This window comes from Lentzea sp., assembly GCF_036380075.1.
In the GTDB taxonomy this organism is placed as follows: Bacteria; Actinomycetota; Actinomycetes; order Mycobacteriales; family Pseudonocardiaceae; genus Lentzea.
In genome coordinates, this window is sequence record NZ_DASVFL010000228.1 from 1 (window position 1) to 14,127 (window position 14,127).

The 14,127-nt window shown below is 72.9% G+C and carries 14 protein-coding genes and 1 pseudogene; 9 read left to right on the plus strand and 6 right to left on the minus strand.

Going from position 1 to position 14,127, the window contains the following annotated elements:
• Nucleotides 1–664: pseudogene (locus tag VF330_RS25045) on the plus strand (hypothetical protein); the annotation flags it as partial.
• A 21-nt stretch (nucleotides 665–685) separates the two neighbouring features.
• On the opposite strand, the gene VF330_RS25050 reads toward VF330_RS25045, so the two are convergent.
• The 3 genes from VF330_RS25050 to VF330_RS25060 all read right to left on the minus strand — a co-directional run bounded on the left by VF330_RS25050 (nucleotide 686) and on the right by VF330_RS25060 (nucleotide 2,553).
• The gene (locus tag VF330_RS25050) at nucleotides 686–1,030 is read right to left on the minus strand and encodes a hypothetical protein (protein ID WP_330854119.1); all 345 of its coding nucleotides are present in this window, start codon (nucleotides 1,028–1,030) and stop codon (nucleotides 686–688) included.
• A gap of 54 nt (nucleotides 1,031–1,084) precedes the next feature.
• Nucleotides 1,085–2,269 (minus strand): hypothetical protein, encoded by a 1,185-nt coding sequence (locus tag VF330_RS25055; RefSeq protein ID WP_330854120.1) that lies wholly within the window; start codon nucleotides 2,267–2,269, stop codon nucleotides 1,085–1,087.
• A 68-nt stretch (nucleotides 2,270–2,337) separates the two neighbouring features.
• Nucleotides 2,338–2,553 carry a hypothetical protein gene (locus VF330_RS25060; RefSeq protein WP_330854121.1) on the minus strand — a complete coding sequence of 72 codons (216 nt, stop codon included), beginning with the start codon at nucleotides 2,551–2,553 and terminating at the stop codon, nucleotides 2,338–2,340.
• Nucleotides 2,554–2,755: 202 nt separating this feature from the next.
• Between VF330_RS25060 and VF330_RS25065 the strand changes: the two genes are divergently transcribed.
• Together VF330_RS25065 and VF330_RS25070 are read left to right on the plus strand one after the other, a co-directional pair.
• On the plus strand, nucleotides 2,756–3,961 hold the full coding sequence (locus VF330_RS25065) for a sensor histidine kinase (RefSeq protein WP_330854122.1): 1,206 nt from the start codon (nucleotides 2,756–2,758) through the stop codon (nucleotides 3,959–3,961).
• An 83-nt stretch (nucleotides 3,962–4,044) separates the two neighbouring features.
• The gene (locus VF330_RS25070; RefSeq protein ID WP_330854123.1) at nucleotides 4,045–4,968 is read left to right on the plus strand and encodes a type II CAAX endopeptidase family protein; all 924 of its coding nucleotides are present in this window, start codon (nucleotides 4,045–4,047) and stop codon (nucleotides 4,966–4,968) included.
• Nucleotides 4,969–4,971: 3 nt separating this feature from the next.
• On the opposite strand, the gene VF330_RS25075 is transcribed toward VF330_RS25070, so the two are convergent.
• The 3 genes from VF330_RS25075 to VF330_RS25085 form a co-directional block, all read right to left on the minus strand.
• Nucleotides 4,972–5,682 carry a response regulator transcription factor gene (locus tag VF330_RS25075; protein ID WP_330854124.1) on the minus strand — a complete coding sequence of 237 codons (711 nt, stop codon included), beginning with the start codon at nucleotides 5,680–5,682 and terminating at the stop codon, nucleotides 4,972–4,974.
• Nucleotides 5,683–5,704: 22 nt separating this feature from the next.
• Entirely contained in the window at nucleotides 5,705–6,613 is a 909-nt protein-coding gene (rarD, locus tag VF330_RS25080) for an EamA family transporter RarD (RefSeq protein WP_330854125.1), read from the minus strand.
• A gap of 67 nt (nucleotides 6,614–6,680) precedes the next feature.
• Complete coding sequence (locus VF330_RS25085) at nucleotides 6,681–9,698, minus strand: AfsR/SARP family transcriptional regulator (protein WP_330854126.1); 3,018 nt, start codon at nucleotides 9,696–9,698, stop codon at nucleotides 6,681–6,683.
• Between the two features lie 202 nt (nucleotides 9,699–9,900).
• On the opposite strand from VF330_RS25085, the gene VF330_RS25090 reads away from it, so the two are divergent.
• The 6 genes from VF330_RS25090 to VF330_RS25115 all read left to right on the plus strand — a co-directional run bounded on the left by VF330_RS25090 (nucleotide 9,901) and on the right by VF330_RS25115 (nucleotide 14,108).
• Nucleotides 9,901–10,059, plus strand: coding sequence for a hypothetical protein (locus VF330_RS25090; protein WP_330854127.1), 159 nt, complete (start codon nucleotides 9,901–9,903; stop codon nucleotides 10,057–10,059).
• Nucleotides 10,060–10,069: 10 nt separating this feature from the next.
• Nucleotides 10,070–10,636 carry a hypothetical protein gene (locus tag VF330_RS25095; protein WP_330854128.1) on the plus strand — a complete coding sequence of 189 codons (567 nt, stop codon included), beginning with the start codon at nucleotides 10,070–10,072 and terminating at the stop codon, nucleotides 10,634–10,636.
• Nucleotides 10,633–11,583, plus strand: coding sequence for a sporulation-delaying protein SdpB family protein (locus VF330_RS25100; RefSeq protein WP_330854129.1), 951 nt, complete (start codon nucleotides 10,633–10,635; stop codon nucleotides 11,581–11,583). Before VF330_RS25095 ends, VF330_RS25100 begins: the two co-directional genes overlap by 4 nt.
• A 124-nt stretch (nucleotides 11,584–11,707) precedes the next feature.
• Nucleotides 11,708–12,601, plus strand: a complete 894-nt coding sequence (locus VF330_RS25105) for a ParB/RepB/Spo0J family partition protein (RefSeq protein ID WP_330854130.1) — start codon at nucleotides 11,708–11,710, stop codon at nucleotides 12,599–12,601.
• Between the two features lie 174 nt (nucleotides 12,602–12,775).
• Nucleotides 12,776–13,234 (plus strand): VOC family protein, encoded by a 459-nt coding sequence (locus VF330_RS25110; protein WP_330854131.1) that lies wholly within the window; start codon nucleotides 12,776–12,778, stop codon nucleotides 13,232–13,234.
• Nucleotides 13,227–14,108 carry a hypothetical protein gene (locus VF330_RS25115; protein ID WP_330854132.1) on the plus strand — a complete coding sequence of 294 codons (882 nt, stop codon included), beginning with the start codon at nucleotides 13,227–13,229 and terminating at the stop codon, nucleotides 14,106–14,108. Before VF330_RS25110 ends, VF330_RS25115 begins: the two co-directional genes overlap by 8 nt.
• Nucleotides 14,109–14,127: the final 19 nt, after the last annotated feature.

Sequence of the window (14,127 nt, forward strand, 5' to 3'; positions counted from 1 at the left end):
ACGTGAGCCGGTCACGGTCGCCGGCGTCACCCACTACGGGTTCGGCACCGGCGACACCGTCAACGCCTGGTTCACGGCCGAGGGTCGCGGCCTGGTGCTGACGTTCGACCGGTCCAGCGCCCTCGCTTCCACAGAGGACACTCGCGCCCTGTACGACGGCGTGCCGGCGGACCTGCTCGCCCTGGTGAGGAACGTGCCGGAAACCGCCACCACGCTCAACGTTCCGCACCCCGGCGGTGGCACCCTCGTGGCCGCCACCGGGATCTTCACCTTCTCCGGTCCGTGCGCGATGGCGGACGGCCTGGTGAGGCGCCTGCACGAGGACGGGCTGGGCATCGACGCCACCGGGGTCGGCCGGCTGCTCGAAGGCCTTCTCGCAGCAGAGGACCGCACGCCGGCACCGGACGCTCCGCTCGACCCCGAGGCGCTGACCGGCTTCTGCAAGATCTGGGCCGACACCGGGTACAACGACCGCTGGGACGTGCACTACGTCCTCTTCGACAGCCGCACGCTCGACGAGGCGGGTCCGGCCAGGGACGACCTGCTGGAGCTGGTCCGCACGCTCGGGCTCGAGCGCGTCGACTCCCCGCCGGGCGCGGCGACCGGTGAGGTGTGGGTGCGCACCGATCCCCGCATCGACGCGGAGCTGGGCAACTGGTCGTGACCGGCGGCCGGGTCTCGCGGATCAGCCGAGGCCCGGCAGGTGGTAGCCGTTCTGGTCGTCCCACTCGATCTCGAGGTCGTCGAGGGTGAGGGTCCAGTCCGCGTCCGGCACGACGTTGCGCAGCGCGGTGACCGCGGCCAGCCAGTGCGCCAGTGACGGGACCACCCGGTCCTCCTCGAAGGGCATCTTGGTCGAGCCGTCGAGCACCTTCCCGGGCTCCAGGTCGTCGTAGAGGTACAGGCCCTCCTCCTCGTCGGAGAACGGCGCGTTCGCGTTGAAGGTGTCGGCGACCTGGCCGACCGACGCGCGCTCGGCATCGGTCAGCGGGGTGGCACGGCGAGCCGTGTAGTAGAGGGAGACGCCCATGCGGGCCACCCTAGCTCGCTCCACTCAGGACAGGTGCGGAACGACAGGCCGTCGTCAAGAACGGTCGGACTGCTCGACCTCGGTGAGGTGGCGGAGCACCGCGGCCACGTAGTCCGCGGGGCTCCCGGCGTCGCGCGCCAGCACGACGGCACGCCCGTCCTCCTCGAACGTCACCACGGCTCCCGGCCCCGGATCCGGCCCGAGCCGGTACCCGCGTTCACCGGCCAGCCCCGCCGCGAGGTCGGCCCAGCTCTCGTGCCGGAACCCCTTGAGCCGGTTGGCCCGCCGGACCTGGCGGGCCCTGGCCGCGGGCGGGGTGAGGACGAACAGCCTGCGGTGGGCGCCCAGCTCCCGGATCACCCGCAGCTCGTACCGCAGCTCCGGCCAGTCACCCGGTGCCATGACCACGCAGCGGGCCCCGGCCACCAGGCGGGCGAACTCCTCGCGCCACGAGTCGTCGGTGGCGTAGTGGCGGTCGATCCCTTCGGGCGGCAGGTAGTCGCGCGGGTTGCCCAGTCCGTACCCGCGTCCCAGGCCGCCGGCGATCGCGGGTGCGAAGTACTCGTCGAACGGCATGGGGTCCGCGCTGCGGCTGAAGACCTTCTTGAGCTCCGGCCGTGCCTGCGTCTCCGCCGCGTCTCGTCGCCGGAAGCCGAAGAGGCGGCGTTCGTTGCCGAAGCCGCGGATCCACAGCACGGCCGGGCGCGGGTCGGCCTCGGGCAGCGCGTCGAGGCGGTCCGCTCGCCGCGCCGCGGCATGGCACAGGACCGACAGCGTCGCCATCGGCAGCAGCAACTGGGTGCCGACCGTCGCGGGTTTGCCGTTCAGCAGCAGTACCGCCATCACCAGCAGGGGTGTCGCCGCCGCCACGTTGCCCAGCACCCGGAACGGAGTCCGTGGTCGCTGTCGTCTCCCGGACCGGACGGGCCGTGCGGGCAGCAGGTGCACGGTCAGCGCGAGACCGCCCAACGTCGCCACGACGCCGAGCACGGCGGCGAGACCGGTGCCGAGCCCGGTGTGGTCGGGACGGGCCAGCAGGGCACCGAGGACCATCCAGCCCAGCGGACCGGCGAAGGCGGTGGTCATGAGTACCGCGGGCGTGACGGGACCGGTGTAGCCCTTCGCCCGCGCCCGTCGCCACACCCGCATGAAGGTCGCGATCGCCAGGAAGGACAACACCGACGTCACCGCCACCGCTGTCGCGGCGGCGAGCAGCACGAGCACCACGCGGACCGTCATGACGAGTCCTGTCTATGCCCGCGGAGCCGGTGTCCGGGACCGCTGAACAGAGGATTCGCCGAGGGCGGTCAGCTCGTGCGCCGCCGGAAGTGGTCGCGCACCAGGAGCGCGGCGAGCGCGAGGGCGACGACCCCGGAGAACATCCCGAGGGCGATCGGCAGCGAGAACAGCGACACGCAGGCGTTGGCCGCCAGCGCGAGGACCAGCAGCACCCACACGAGCACGCGCGGCAGTGCGCGGCGCGGGGCCCCGTCGGTGCCGGGCGTGCTGTTCTCGGCGGTCATGGCTCGTTCCTCCTGGGCGCGACGACGGTTCGGCGCCCCATCGTGGTCGTCCGCGCACACAGCTACATCGGCGAAAGGATGCCAACCGGCCACCTCCTGCTTTCGATGCAAACCGGCCCACCGACCGCCTTCCGCCCACCGCCGTGGCCGATGATGGGCCGGTCCCTGTCGTGTCCTGCCGGTCCGAACCGCGGAGGCCCTCATGTCCCGGCCGCCGCACCCGTGGGCCGCGCTCGGCGACGCCGTGGCCTCGATCGGCATGCTGCTGCTCCTCCCGAGCGCGGCCGCACCCGGTTCCGGCCTGGGACCGGTGCCCGACACCGGAAACGCCGAGTGGTGGGCGGTCGCGGTGGTCCTGCTGCTGCAGGCCGTCGCGGTCGCGTGGACCGCCCGCGCGCCGGGAGTGGTGGTGCCGGGCGTGGCCGGGATGGCGCTGGTGCTGGTCCCGGTGTCGCCGGGGCCCGCGTTCACGCTGACCGCCGTCGCCGTCATGGTCGCGGTGTTCCTCGCTGTCGGCGCCCGCGGCGTGCGTCCGTTGCGGGTGCCGTTGCTCGCCGCGGGGGTGCTGCTGGCCGCGGGGCAGTTCGTCACCGCGGGTGCCCGCGGCGCTTCGGGAACGGGCGCGGCGCTCGTCGGCGCGGTGCCGCAGACGGTGCTGGTGATCGGGTTGCCGCTGCTGGCCGGCTCAGTGATCGCGGCACGCCGGAACGCGCACGAGGCACGACGGCTGGAGCTGGAGGCCCTGCGCCGCGAACAGGAGGCGTTGCTGGCGGCGACGATCTCGCAGCAGCGCACGGCGATGTCGCGGGAGTTGCACGACATCGCCGCCCACCACCTGTCCGGCATCGCGATGATGGCCGCGGCGGTCGCCCGGCAGATCGACACCGACCCCGCCGCGGCCAAGCAGTCGGTGGGCCAGATCCGGGAGCAGAGCCGCGCCGTGCTCACCGACCTGCGGCGGCTCGTCGGGCTGCTCCGCGAGGACGCCGACGCGGCCCGCCCGGTGGAGACCCTCGACGCGGTGGCCGCACTGGTGCGGGCACGCCGTGCCGCGGGCGCGGAGATCAGTCTCGTGCTGCCTGCGCACGAGGTCGCGGTCGGACCGCTGGGGCAGCTCGTCGCCTACCGGATGGTGCAGGAGTCGCTGGCGAACGCGGTGGTGCACGCACCGGGCGCGCCCTGCGCCGTCGAGATCGGTGAGGCAGAAGGGGAATGGCTCGCGATCACCGTGCGCAACGGCGTCCCTCGCGGCCCGGACGAGGGGCCTGGCAGCGGGTTCGGTCTGGTCGGCATGGCCGAACGGGCCAAGCTCGTCGGCGCCGCCCTCGACCACGGCCCCACCCCGGAGGGCGGGTGGGAGGTGCGGCTGAGGCTGCCGCTGGGGGAGACCGCCGGCGCGGCGCGGTGAGCGCGTTGCACCTTTCGATGGCACCGCACGGCTTCGGTCTTCCGCCTCTCGGCACCGGCCCGCCGCGTCCAGAGGATTGCGGCATGACGATCTCGGACCACACCCCGTCGCCCACCGCGCCTGGCCGCCCGGCGGCGGATCCGCGCGGTTCCGGCGGACTGCTCGAACCGCTGCGCAGGCACCCGCTGCTCAGCTTCTTCGTGCTCGCCAACCTGCTGAGCTGGCTCGCCTGGACGCCGTACGTCCTGTCGCACAACGGGCTCGGCTGGTGGGACTACCGCTTCCCGGAGGTGCTCGGGACCAGCCAGTTCGCCGGCGTGCTGCCCGGTGCCTACCTCGGCCCGATCGTCTCGGCCCTGGTCGTCACCGCGGTCGCGGACGGGCGGGCGGGGCTGCGGCGCTGGGCGGGCCGGATGTGGCGCTGGCGCGTGCGGTGGCAGTGGTACGCGTTCTCGCTGCTGGCGGTGCCGGTGGCGATGCTGCTCACGGGACTGGCGTTCTCGGGCGGGCGGATCGCGGCGCCCTCGATGATGGCCGTGGCCGCCTACGTCCCCGCTCTGCTGCTCCAGATGGTCACCACGGGACTCGCGGAGGAGCCGGGCTGGCGCGACTTCGCGCTGCCCAGGATGCAGCGCCGGTTCGGGCCGCTGACCGGGACCATGATCCTCGGCCCGCTGTGGGCGGCGTGGCACCTGCCGCTGTTCCTGACCGAGTGGGGCGGCCGGCCCGACGCCGACTGGACCCGGCCGCTCGTGTTCGTCGTGTTCTGCGTGACGTTCAACGTGGTCATGACGTGGGTGTTCAACAGCACCGGGGAAAGCCTGCCGCTCGCGATGCTGCTGCACGTCAGCGTGAACAACTTCGCCTCGGTGATGTGGGCGGAGACGTTCCCGACCATCACCGGCGAGCGGCCGATGCAGGCGATGGCGGCCGGTTCCGTCGTGGCCGCCGTCCTGGTCGTGCTCGGCACCCGCGGGCGGCTCGGCTACCGCCCACCGGCCGGCTGAGCGTCAGGAGCCCGGACCGGGAACGGCGACGACGTGGTTCTGGTAGGCCCAGACGACGGCCTGCAGCCGGGACGTCACCCCGAGCTTGGGCAGCATCCGCGCCAGGTGCGACTTCACCGTCGACACCTCCACGACGAGGCTGCGGGCGATGTCGTCGTTGGACATCCCCTGGGCGAGCAACAGCAGGATCTCGTGCTCGCGAGGGGTGAGCAGCTCCGCGGCCCGCCGCCCGGTCACCGGCTGGAGCCGGCGGCGCTGCACGAACTCGCGCAGGACGCGGCGGGTCAGCGTCTGGTCGATCGTGCCCAGGCCGGCGGCCACCTGCCGCACCGCGTGGACGATGTCGTCCGGCTCGGAGTCCTTGAGCAGGAACCCCGACACGCCCGCCTCCAGCGCCCCGAACACGTAGTCGTCGAGGTCGAACGTCGTGAGCACGAGCACCGGCACCTGCGGGTCGGCGTCCGGCGCGCACAGCTCCCTGGCGACCTCGATGCCGCTGCGGCCGGGCATCCGGATGTCGAGGCAGGCCACGTCCGGGACGAGGTCGAGGGCCATCGCGAGCGCCTCGGCGCCGTCCGCGGCCACCCCGGCCACCTCGATGCCGGGCTCGGCGCGCAGCAGGGCCGCCAGACCGGCCCGCACGAGCGGCTGGTCGTCGGCGACGAGCACGCGGATCATCGGGATTCCTCCGGTGGCGGCTGGGGCGACCACCATACTGATCACCTCCCCGGCCGCGTCACGCGACAGCGGTGAGATCCCTGTGGCGCACACGGGAGAGGTGCGCGTCGACGGCCAAGAGCGCCAGGCCGACGCAGATGGGTGCGTAGGTGAACACGTCGGTCAGCCTCCAGGGCTCACCGAGCACGGCGAGGGCGACGACGACCAGCAGCACGGGCTCGACGTAGCTCAGGACCCCGAACACGGTGAACGGCAGCAGCCTGCCCGCGGTCAGGTACAGGGTGAACCCGCCGGCGCTGAGTACGCCGAGCAGCAGCAGCGCTCCCGCCAGCCGGGGGCTGCCCGCCACCAGCTCCAGCGACGGCCTGGTGACCAGGACGACCGCCGCGAACGGCAGCAGCAGGACGAGCTCGAGGAGCTGGGCGGCGAACGAGTCCAGTGCGAACGCGCGCCGGGTCACGAGGTACAGCGGCATGCCCAGCGCCACCAGCACGGTCGCCCACCCCAGCCCGCCGGACAGCACCACCGCGGCGACGGCGCCCGCGCAGGCGCACAGCACCGCCGCCGTGCGCCACGGCGACAACCGCTCGCGGTGGACCACGACGCCCACCACGACCATGGTCAGGGGCAGCAGGAGGTACCCGAGGGACACCTCCAGGCCGTGCCCGGTCTGCGGCGCCCAGCCGAACAGCCACATCTGCACACCGATCTGCGCCGCGTCCGCCGCCAGCACCCCCACCAGCCAGGGCCGCTCGCGCAACCGCCGCAGCAGGAGCGGGAACTCGCCCCACATCCGCCGCGCCGAGAACAGCAACGCCAGCAGACCGATCATCGCCACCACGCGGTATCCGAGGATCTGCACCGGGTCCAGCGGCCGCAGCAGTGACGGCAGCACGAAGATCCCGCCGAACAGCGCCGACGCGCCGAGGGACGCCGCGACGCCCGCACGGGAGAAAGATGTGGTCACGACCCGAACACTGCCTGACCGCGTCTCCTGCATCCAACGGTGGTGCGCGGACGGCACTCTCTCCGTCTCAGCCGACGGCGCACCGTTCGCACGTCGACTCGGGGGAGTCGAGGTGCGCGCGGGCGTGGACCTGGTCGGCGAGCGACTCCGGGTACTGCGTCAGCGCCCGCTCCCAGAGCCGCCGCGCCTCGGCGGGGTGGCCGAGGCGCAGCGCGACGTGTGCCCGCCCCTCGGCGGCGCGGGCGATCTCCAGCGTGAGGTGGTGGCCGGTGGCCAGGCTTTCGGCGCGCTCGTGCAGGTTCGCGGCCATCTCGGTGTCGCCGAGCGCCAGGTACGTCTCGCCGAGGCAGTTGAGCGCGTCGCACTCGACGTCGGCGACACCCGCCGCCGCGCCGACGTCGAGGGCCAGCCTGCCCAGCTCGACCGCGGCCGGGAGGTCGCCCTGGCGGCGGTGCACGGCGGCCAGCCAGGCCAGTGACCAGCCCTCGCCGAACCGGTAGCCGATCTCGCGGCTCAGGGTCAGCGCCTGCGTCAGGTGGGAGCGGGCCTGCGGGTAGCGGTGGAACCGGCCGTGCAGCCGGCCGATGTTGGCCAGCGACAGCGCCTCGCCCTGCCGGAAGCCGGTGGCCCGGTTGATGACCAGCGCCCGCTCGAACCGGTCCAGGGCCTCCCGGTGCTCGCCGATGTCGGCCGCGACGAACCCGAGGTTGTTGATCAGGACGCCGACGTCGCGCCGGCTGCCCAGCGACTCCGCCAGGTCGTGGGCCGTGCGGAAGCACTCCCGTGCCTCGCGGTACCGGGCGATCCGCAGGTAGGTGATGCCGAGGTCCGAGGTCTGGTAGGCCTCGGCCGCCTTGTCGCCCGCGGTCTGGCTGATCAGCAGGGCCTGCCGCAGCAGCTCGATCGCCTCGGTGAGCTGGCCCAGCTCGCGGCGGATGACGGCGATGTTGGCCAGTGCGGTGGACTGGCCGCGCGGGTCGTCCAGCTTCCGCGCCGCGGCGTGGGCGCCCTCGAACAGGTGCAGCCAGGCGGTGCGGAGGTTCATCCGCTCCAGGAACGGCCGCAGCACGCAGGGCAGCTGCCAGGAGTGCTCGGGCCGGCCGGACGCCTGCGCCTGGCACGCCACCGCCATGAGGTTGTGGTACTCGGCCTCCAGCAGGCCGATCGCCTCGACCTCGCCGCCGGCCGGCGGCACCCGCACCGGGCCGGAGGGGATGTCCGGCTCGAAGCGGGAGAGCTGGCGGGCCATCGGGTCGCAGTGCTGGTGGGCCAGGTACAGGTAGTAGTCGAAGAGCCGGTCGGCCGCGTCGCGGCGGCTCGACTCGGTCTCCTCCGCCTCGACGAGCTGCTTGGCGCAGTCGCGGACCAGGTCGTGGAGCTGGTACCGGCCCGCGGCGGGCTGCATGAGCAGGTTGCAGTCGCAGAGGCTTTCCAGCTGCTGCTCGGTCTCGTCCACGGGCAGGCCGGTCAGCGCGGCGACGGCGTACCGGTCGAAGTCCTGTCCCGGGTGGACACCCAGCAGGCGGAAGGTCCGCCTTTGCAGCTCCGGCAGCGACTCGTAGGACAGCCGCAGCGTCGTATACACGCTGAGGTCGTCCACGGCCAGCGTGTGCATCCGGCGGCGGGTCTCCCTCAGCCGTTCCGCCAGGTCCGCGACGGTCCAGGCGGGCCGGTGCCGCAGGCGGGACCCGGCGATCCGGATCGCCAGAGGCAACCGGCCGCAGAGCTCGACCACGTCGTCGACCGCGGCCGGGTCGTCGGCGGCCCGGCCGGCGATCCGCTGGAACAGCGCCACGGCGTCGGCGGAGGACAGCACGTCGAGCGAGACCGGCCGGCCGCCGTCCAGCGTCGTCAGCCGGCGACGGCTGGTCACCAGCACCAGGCCTTCGGTCGTGCCGGGCAGCAGCGGCCGCACCTGGGCCGCCTCCGCCGCGTTGTCGAGCACGACGAGGATCCGCCGGCCGGCCGCCGTCGAACGCCAGAGCTCGGCCAGTTCGGCGAGCCCGCGCGGGATCAGCTCCACCGGTGTGCCCGCCTGCCGGAGCAGGACGTCCAGCGCGGCCTCCGGGGTCCGCGGCTGCTTGCCGACCGAGTAGCCGTGCAGGTCGATGAAGTGCACCCCGTCGGGGTAGTCGTCGGCCAGCAGCTCGGACAGTCGGACGGCGAGCGCCGTCTTGCCGACGCCGCCCATCCCGTCGATGGCGGTGATGACCAGCGGCGCGTCCGGGTGGCGGCGCACGTCGGCGAGCACCTGGTCGATGTCGGCGGACCGCCCGACGAAGTCGCTCGTGCCCGCGGGCAGGTGGCGCGACCGGGATCGGGGCGCCGGCGCGGGTTCGGGGGCGGCGCCGCGCAGGACCTGGGCGTGCGCCTCGCGGAGCTGTTCGCCAGGGTCCAGGCCCAGCTCGTCGGCGAGCAGCCGCCGCCCCTTCTCGTACACGGCCAGTGCCTCGGTCTGGCGGCCCAGCGCGGTGAGCGTGAGCATCAGCAACGCGCGCAACGGCTCCCGGAAGGGGTGCTCTCCCACCAGGCCGATCAACTGGGCCACGAGCTCGTCGGCCTGGCCGAGCCGCAGCCGGAGCGCGCCCAGCCGTTCGACCGCGACCAGGTACTGCTCGTTCAGCCCGGCGGCCGCGGCGTTGATCGTGCGGCTCGCCCGCAGCCCGGCGACCGCGGGTCCGCGCCACAGTCCGATCGCGGTCTCCAGCGCCGTCGCGGCTTCCTCCGGCCGCCCGGCCGCCTCGGCCTTCTCCGCCGTCTGGATCTCCGTCCAGAACCTGTGCAGGTCGAGTCGCTCCTCGGGCACGACGAGGCGGTAGCCCGCGGGCTCGGTGGCGATGCAGTCGCCGTCCCCGCCGGCCGCGGTGAACGCGCGGCGCAGCGCCCAGACCGCGTTGTGCAGCTGCGCGTGGGCCGTCGACGGGACGGCCTCGTCCCACAGCCCGTCCACGAGCCGGTCGGGGGTGACGATCTCGTTGTGGTGCATCAGCAGCATCGCCAGCAGCCGCTGCTGGCGGCGGCCGCCGAGACGGACGACCCCCGCCCCGGTTCTGGCCTCGAGCGGTCCGAGAATCCGGAAATCCATGCGCAACAACCCCCTGTGTGCTGCGAGTGACACAGAGAGTAAACCAGCGAACTCCTCCGCCGAGAGGTCCTGCGAGGTGGCCCGCGAGGCTCGATAGCGAACGGAGAGAGGCCGTTGCCACGATGGCCTGGCCCGGGAAACCCCAGGTGGGCGGCATGGTCCACGAGAACGTGCCGCGAGTCGTTCGAAGAGGAGAGCTCGCATGCGGAAAGCCGTTGTGACCGGTCTGGTCGTCGCAGTGACCGCCCTGGGTCTGGTGCTGGGCCTGACCGGCGCGACAGGAGGACCCTCGCCGACGCAGTCCGACGCGGACCCGACAATGATCAACAACGGGTTCCCGGTCTGCAGCCCCGCCTGCTAGCCCCGCACCGATGACGGAACCGGTTTCCACGGCGGCGAGCACCAGGGGCTTCGTCTCGATGTTCGCCGCACTGGCCGTGGTGTTCGCCGTGACGTGGTCGCTCCAGGCGACGGCCTCGTGGTCCACCTCGGCCTGGTGGGCGCGGCAGGCGCGGACGGCGAGCCTGGTGTGGCACCAGGACTGGCGGGTCTTCACCAGGTTGCCGATCGGGACGGACGTCGTCGTCCACGACGCGCGGACGCTGACCCCGCTCACCCTGCACGCCACCGGCGCCGGCAACCGCCGGGGGCTCAGCCGGCTCGCCTACGCCCAGTGGATGGAGACCGCGGCACTGGAGCAGGGCGTTCCCGCCGGGCGGTGGCGCGACTGCCCGGCCGACGAGATCGAGGAGTGCCGATCGGTGTTGTCGACGATGCCCGTCCTCGCGGTGGCGAACCCGACCCGCGACGCGACCGTCTGCGGTCAGGTTGTGTTCTCGAAGGGGACTCCTATCGCCTGGCGGGACGCCGAGCCGTCCGAGGGCAGGACGCGCCGGATCGGTTCCGTCGTGCGGTTGAACGTGACATGTGTTCGATGAGGAACCGGTGGACGAGCCTGCTCCGCGCGGCGGACCGGTTCGAGCCGCGCGGCCGGCCGTTGGCGGTGGCCCGGTCCCTGCTGGCCCTCGCGAGCGGGTGCCTGCTGGTGTTCAGCCCGGACCGGGCGCTGTTCCCGCGGACGGCGGGGGTCGTCGACGGTCCGGTCTGCGCCGGGATCGGCCGGGTCTCGCTGTGGTGCGTGGCCGAGTCCCTCGGCGTGGACCTCCTGGTGTGCCGGGTGGTCGCGCTCGCGGTGCTGGCGGTGGTCACACTAGGCTACCGGCCCCGGTGGACCTGCGTCCCGCACTGGTACGTGACGTACAGCCTCAGCGCGGCCGTGGTCCTGCCCGACGCGGGGGAGCAGGTGGTCCGCGTCCTGACGTTGTTGCTGATCCCCCTCTGCCTGGGCGACCGCAGGCGGTGGCAGTGGCAGCGGCCGGAGAAGCCGATGCCCGCCGCGTGGCGGGGCCGGGCCTGCGCGGCGCACCTGTTCGTCCGCGTGCTGGGCGTGACGATCTACCTCCAGGCGTCGCTGAACAAGCTCGCGGTGCCGCAGTGGCGGGACGGCACAGCGAGCTACTACTGGCTGGTGCACCCGCGTTACGGCTCGGACATCGCGGTCCAGGCACCGCTCGGAACCGTTCTGCAGCACCAGATCGGGGTGGCGGCCGTGACCTGGGGCGCGCTGGCGGTCGAAGTGGTGCTGGCCCTGTGCCTGCTCGGTCCCGGACGGGTCCGCCGGGCGGGGTGGGCGCTCGCGATCGCCATGCACGGCTCGATCGCGGTCCTGATGGGGTTCACCACCTTCGCCATGACGATGGCGGCGCTGTGGGCGATCGCCTGTGCGGGAACGACCTCTTCCGCGCGGCGAGCACCGCTCTCGGACCGCCTATCGGACGAGGAGACCGGCTCTCGCCCGGTCGAGCACAGGTCGAGAGCCGGTTGAGAGAACGCGGTTCTAGCGTCGGACGAGTTGAGCTCAAGTCGACAATCCGGCGTTGTTGGGGGATTTCGTGTCGGGAAACATCTGCACACCTGTGGACACCGCTGTTTCACCCGAAATCGAGCGCGTGCCAGTCGACATTCTCTTACCTGCCGAGTCGCCGAGGCTGGCCGGCGAAAATCTCGAGTACGTCCGGTTGCTGGCCGAGATCGGCACCGAGCTCCCGCCGATCGTGGTGAACCGCCGGACGAACCGGGTCGTCGACGGAATGCACCGGGTGCGCGCCGCCCGGCTGCGCGGTGACGGGGAAATCGCCGTCCGCTATTTCGACGGTGACGACGAGACCGCGTTCCTGATGGCGGTGGAGATCAACGTCCGGCACGGGCTGCCGTTGTCCCTCGCCGATCGCGAGGCGGCGGCGGCACGCGTGCTGGCCGCCCGCCCGCACTGGTCGGACCGGGCCGTCGCGGAACTGACGGGCCTCGCCTGGACGACGGTCGGCGCCATCCGCAGGCGCGGTGGCGCGGACGCGCCCCAGCCCGCGACGCGGCTCGGCAGGGACGGCAGGAGCCGCCCGGTCGACGGGAGCGTCGGGCGGGTGCTGGCCGGCCAGGAGATCGCGGCCAGGCCGGACGCGTCGTTGCGGCAGATCGCGAAGGCGGCGGGGATCTCCGTGGCGACCGCACGGGACGTGCGGGATCGGTTGCGGCGCGGGGAGGACCCCGTTCCCGCGCGGCTGCGGCGCGGGAACGGGCAGGCCGGCAGGCCCGTGGAGGTCGTCGACGTGCAGGCGACCGTGCGCGGTCTGAGGAACGACCCCGCGTTGCGGCTGACCGAGTCGGGCCGGACGCTGCTGCGCTGGCTCGACGGCCACGTCGTCGAAAGCGGTGAATGCGCGACGCTCGCCTCCGCCGTTCCCCCGCACTGCGCCGAGGTCGTCGAGGCCATCGCGCGCAGGTGTGCCGAAACGTGGTCGGAACTGGCCACCGCGCTGCGCACCCACTCCTGTTCAACCGGGTGATTGCACCGGTCGAACAGCGTGTCAGTCGCACTTCTTGCGCCCTGACCGCGGCGGCCGCCATTGTTCTGCCAGCCAGGCTGCGACGCGTTCGGATTTCGCCCTCCCGCAGGGAAATCACCGGCCGATCCGGCCGGGAAACCGTCACACGATGCCGAGCGGCGAAAGGTGCGGACAGTGCTGAGTGTTCACCACGTGGGCGTGCAGACCGACGATTTCGAGAATTGCCTGAACTGGTACCTCGACTTCTTCGAGGCCAAGCAGATGTGGGAGCTGGACCGGTTCTCCCGGCTCACCCTGAGGCGGCTGCCGGGCATCCGGCGGCTCACCGAGGTCAGTGTGGGCGACGTCCGGTTCCACCTGTTCGACCGTGCCACGCACACGGGCCGGACGGCGCTTCCCGACGACTTCCAGTTCCAGCACGTGTGCCTGGCCGTCGGTGACGCCGACGAGCTGCCGCGGATCCGGCTGCGGTGGGTGCGGCTGTACCAGTCCGGCCGCTACCGGTTCGCGCTGCCGGACCCGCCCACCGAGATCATCACCGACGCCGACGGCGTCCAGAGCCTCTACCTGTTCGACGTGAACGGCCTGGAGCTGGAGTTCACGCACCTGCCCGGGGACACCGCCGATGCGTGAGTCGACGTCGGGTGTGCTGGCCCCGGCCGCGGAGCAGTGGGACTACGGCGACTTCCCCTACGGGCTGGAGCCGCTGGTCATGCCGCCCAGCGGGCACCAGGCCGTCGTGACGCTGCAGCCGTCCGAGCTGCTCGCCTCCTACGAGGTGGAACGCGCGCACATCACCGCCGAGCCGGCGGCCGGCGGTGCGCGACCGTCCTCTCCGGACGTTCTGTACTGGTTCCGGTGGATCACCGGCCACCAGGTCACGTTCCTGCTGTGGCACCTGATGGGCGCGCACGTCACCGCCCTCGCCGGCGGTCAGGCGGCCGACGACTCGACCTTCGCCAGCCTGGAGTCCTACACCGACGGCTACTCGGCGATGCTGCACTACAGCGGGTCGTGCCCGGTCGAGGTCTACCAGGACCTCATCCGGCCCCGGCTCTACCTGCAGCACCGCGGTTTCAGCGGCGTGTGGGCGGCGGACTTCGCGCCCCTGCGGCGGTTGCTGCGCGGGCACGACCAGCCGTGGATGACCGGGACGGGCGGCGCGCGGCTGGCGGCCGCCGTCGACGCCAACCGGACCGTCCACGAGGAGCTCGCGGCGCGACTCGTGCCCGGCGGGAAGTCCCTTCTGCAGGAACGGACTCCGGGCACGGTCGTGCGGCCTTCGGCGCGCAGCACCGCGCTGTTCGACAACATGTTCGTGACGCTGCGCGCTCCCGTCGACCGGGACGCGGTCGTGGCGCAGCTGTTCCGCCGGCTGCGAGCCGTGCGCGCGGACCTCGTGACCAACCGGTTGCTCCCGGCCGGGTCCGACGAGGACTGGATCTTCGACGTCCTCCGTCAGGTCGTCGCGTCCGCGCTGGCCGACCGCGACCGCTTCGCGCGCTGAGCCCCTGTCCGCAGTCCCC

Bases quoted from the DNA above. Each gene is read 5' to 3' on its own strand.
- VF330_RS25050 (WP_330854119.1), bottom strand. From the start codon at position 1,030: ATGGGCGTCTCCCTCTACTACACGGCTCGCCGTGCCACCCCGCTGACC.
- VF330_RS25055 (WP_330854120.1), bottom strand. From the start codon at position 2,269: ATGACGGTCCGCGTGGTGCTCGTGCTGCTCGCCGCCGCGACAGCGGTG.
- VF330_RS25060 (WP_330854121.1), bottom strand. From the start codon at position 2,553: ATGACCGCCGAGAACAGCACGCCCGGCACCGACGGGGCCCCGCGCCGC.
- VF330_RS25065 (WP_330854122.1), top strand. From the start codon at position 2,756: ATGTCCCGGCCGCCGCACCCGTGGGCCGCGCTCGGCGACGCCGTGGCC.
- VF330_RS25070 (WP_330854123.1), top strand. From the start codon at position 4,045: ATGACGATCTCGGACCACACCCCGTCGCCCACCGCGCCTGGCCGCCCG.
- VF330_RS25075 (WP_330854124.1), bottom strand. From the start codon at position 5,682: ATGGTGGTCGCCCCAGCCGCCACCGGAGGAATCCCGATGATCCGCGTG.
- VF330_RS25085 (WP_330854126.1), bottom strand. From the start codon at position 9,698: ATGGATTTCCGGATTCTCGGACCGCTCGAGGCCAGAACCGGGGCGGGG.
- VF330_RS25090 (WP_330854127.1), top strand. From the start codon at position 9,901: ATGCGGAAAGCCGTTGTGACCGGTCTGGTCGTCGCAGTGACCGCCCTG.
- VF330_RS25095 (WP_330854128.1), top strand. From the start codon at position 10,070: ATGACGGAACCGGTTTCCACGGCGGCGAGCACCAGGGGCTTCGTCTCG.
- VF330_RS25100 (WP_330854129.1), top strand. From the start codon at position 10,633: ATGAGGAACCGGTGGACGAGCCTGCTCCGCGCGGCGGACCGGTTCGAG.
- VF330_RS25115 (WP_330854132.1), top strand. From the start codon at position 13,227: ATGCGTGAGTCGACGTCGGGTGTGCTGGCCCCGGCCGCGGAGCAGTGG.